This window comes from Streptomyces sp. ID05-39B (assembly GCF_033794725.1).
Lineage (GTDB): Bacteria > Actinomycetota > Actinomycetes > Streptomycetales > Streptomycetaceae > Streptomyces > Streptomyces bobili.
This window is the reverse complement of sequence record NZ_JARGEF010000457.1, coordinates 1-2,580: the sequence shown is the minus strand read 5'-3', so window position 1 is coordinate 2,580 and position 2,580 is coordinate 1. Positions and strand designations below refer to the sequence as shown.

Annotated in this window: 1 protein-coding gene; it reads left to right on the top strand. The window is 78.6% G+C overall.

Annotated features, from left to right (window positions below):
* Window positions 1–2 precede the first annotated feature (2 nt).
* A partial coding sequence (locus tag P1P75_RS41005) for a DUF5682 family protein (protein WP_319264997.1) occupies window positions 3–2,580 on the top strand: 2,578 nt, incomplete at its 3' end.

The following is a 2,580-nucleotide window of genomic DNA, read 5'->3' as shown; positions in this document are numbered from 1 at the left end:
GGGTGAGCCATGACCGGGTCGCGGCCCGCCCCCGACCCGGTCATGGCTCACCCGACGAGGCTCTCGCCGCCCTGACCGGCCCGGCGGCGCCCTACCTCATCGGCGTACGGCATCACGCGCCCTCCCTGGCCGCGGCGATGCCCCTGCTGCTGGACGAGGCGAAGCCGGACGTGCTGCTCGTCGAGCTGCCGGCCGAGATGCAGGAGTGGCTGTCATGGCTCGGGCACGAGGAGACGCGGGCCCCGGTCGCGCTCGCCGCCGCCCCCGGTGACGGGAGCGGCGGCGCGGGGCCGGCGTTCTATCCGTTCGCGGACTTCTCGCCGGAGCTGGCCGCCGTGCGCTGGGCGGGCCCGCGGGGCGTGCCGGTGATCGCCTGCGATCTGCCGCTCGCCGACCGGGCGTGGGGCGAGGGCCGGACCGCCGCTCCGGCGCCGGGTGACGGCGGGCCCGGCCTGGCCGCCGCGCTGCGGGCCGGGCTGAGCGGCCGTCCCGGGGACGACCTGTGGGACCGGCTCGTCGAGGCGATGGCGCCGGGTTCTCCGCCGGAGGCCCTGCGCCGGGCGGCTCTGCTCACCGGCTGGGCGCTGCGCGAGGACGCGGCCGTGTCGGGCGGCGTGCCCGAGCTGGATCTGCGGCGGGAGCGGTGGATGCGGGCGCGGCTCGCGGAGGCCACGGCGGGCGGGGAGCGGGCCGCCATGGTGATCGGGGCCTTCCACGCCCCGGCGCTGACGGGGGCGCACACGGAGGGGGCCGAGCAGTCCGGGGAGAGCGGCGAGGCCGAGGCGAACCCGTCCGCGTGGACCACGTCCCTCATCCCCTACACCTACGCCCTGCTGGACGAGCGGTCCGGATATCCGGCGGGCATCCGGGACCCGGAGTGGCAGGACATGGTCCTTCGCGCGCAGGGGGACCCCGAGGCGCTGGCAGAGGCGTTGACGCGGGCGGCCGTCCGTGTCTGTGCCGAGCTGCGGGCCCTCGGACACCCGTCGGGGCCCGCCGACGCGCGGGAGATCGTCCGGCTCGCCTGCGATCTGGCCCGGCTGCGCGGGCTGCCCGCGGCGGGCCGGGGTGAGCTGGTGGAGGCCGTGCAGACGGTTCTGACACAGGGTGAGCCGTACGGGCGGGGGCGGGCCGTGGCGCGGGCGATGGAGCGGGTGCTCGTCGGCACCCGCACCGGACGGCCCGCACCGGACGCGCCGCGCTGCGGTCTGGCCCCCGCGGTGGAGGCCGAGGCGGCGGAGCTGGGCCTGCCAGGACCGGCCGACGGGGTCCCCGGCGCGGTGCGGGACATGCGTCTGGACCCCCTGCGGTCCGGCCTCGACCGGCGCCGTGAGCTGCTGCTGCGTCGGCTGACGGTGTGCGGGGTGCCCTACGGGGAGGCGAAGGAGGTCGTCGGCGCGGGCGGTGCCGAGGCGGTCACCTCACGCTGGGAGGTGCGCTGGACGCCCGCGACGGCGGCCATGCTCACCGCGGCCGGCGTGCGCGGGGTCACCGCGGCCCAGGCCGCCGAAGGCGTGCTGCGCGAGCGGCGGCGCCTGGAGGGGGACGAGGGCGGGCCGACGGCCGCCCAGGTTCTCGACGGGCTGGCGGGGGCCGCCGAGTGCGGTCTGACGGCGCTCGCGGACGAGCGGCTCGCCGACCTCGCCGAGGTGCTCCCCCTGGCCGGCACCCTGCCCGAACTGCTCGCCGGGCTGGCTCTGCTGGACCGGCTGCGGGCCGGGCACATTCCCGGTCTCGGCGAAGACGGGGACCGTACGGCGCGGGCGGCGGCCGTGGCCGGGCTGCTCACCTCGGCGGCGGTGCGCCAGGTGGACGGCCTGACCGGCTCCGAGGACCCGGCGGACGCCCACGCCCTGCTCGAACTGGCCCACCGCGCCGACGTGCTGGGCGGCATCCGGCTCACCGACGCCCTCGCCCGGCTGGCCGCCGACGGCTCCCCGCTGATGCGCGGTGCCGCCGGGGCCGTACGCGTGCTGCTCGGGCAGGAGGACCCGCGGGTGTTCGGGGACCGGGTGGCGTCCTGGGTCGACGCGGCCGTCGACCCGGACTCGCGGGCGGCGCTCACCGCACGGCTCGGCGGGCTGCTGACCGCCGCCGGTCCCCTGCTGGAGGCCGCGGCGCCCGCGTTGGAGCCCCTGCTCGACCGGGTCTCGGAGCTGCCCGACCGGGAGTTCCTCGACCGGCTCCCGGCGCTGCGCGGCGGATTCGACGCCCTCAGCCCCGCGGCCCGTGACCGTCTGCTGGCGGCCGTCGAGGAGCGCCTCGACGTGGCGCACATCGCGGACACCGGCGGCATCGACCCGGCCGCGCTCGCCGCCTGGACACGGGCCGATCTCGCCGCGCGCGAGACCCTGCGGACGCTGGGGCTGCTGCCCGCGCCGGCCCTGACGGATGCCGGCTCGCCGGCCGGGGCATCCCCGTCTCGGGCCGAGGGCGGTCTACTCGCCCCTGGCGATCGCTGGCGGCTGGTCCTGGGTCGCCGCAAGGATCGACTGCCTTCCTCAGCCGCCTCGTTGGCGACCGCGCTGGACGAGCTGTACGGCAGCGGGCGCGGGGAGGGCAGCCGGGGCGGCCTGACAG